The organism is Cupriavidus sp. 05N39 (assembly GCF_056397325.1).
The window spans coordinates 1-410 of sequence record NZ_JBFTNE010000349.1 but is presented as its reverse complement, the minus strand read 5'-3'; the positions used below and the strand labels follow the sequence as shown (position 1 = coordinate 410).

Genomic DNA, 410 nt, shown 5'->3' with positions numbered 1-410 from the left:
CTTGTCCACTTCGGCCAGGGCTTCGGCTTTGAGCTTGCCCATTTCGCTGGTCATGGCCTGCTGGATGTCGCCCTTGCGTGCGCGCAACTGGGCAGCGATGCCCCGCAGGATGGCGCCGCGGGCCTGCAGGGTCTGCGCGGACCAGCTCGGGAAGGCGGTGGCGGCGGCGGCGAGGCGCTGTTCGATCTGCGCGGCATCGAGCAGTTCGTGGCGGTAGGTCACCTGGCCGGTGGCGGAGTTGACGATCTCAACGGTCATCGCGGTACTCCGAAAGACAGGCGCTCATTGTGCGCCGGGGCCTGTGAGCCGGATGTTGCCGGATGCGTCGGGAAGGCTGTTTGGGTTGCGACATGGGGTCGCAGGCTTGGGTGTATGCGGGAAGCAACGTTCCACCGGCGTGTGGTTGGAAC

1 protein-coding gene is annotated in these 410 nt (G+C 66.6%); it reads right to left on the bottom strand.

The features are described from left to right. The coding region (locus tag AC1DN0_RS41655; protein ID WP_477146693.1) for an aldehyde dehydrogenase family protein at window positions 1–258 on the bottom strand (258 nt) is incomplete at its 3' end. Between the last annotated feature and the right edge of the window lie 152 nt (window positions 259–410).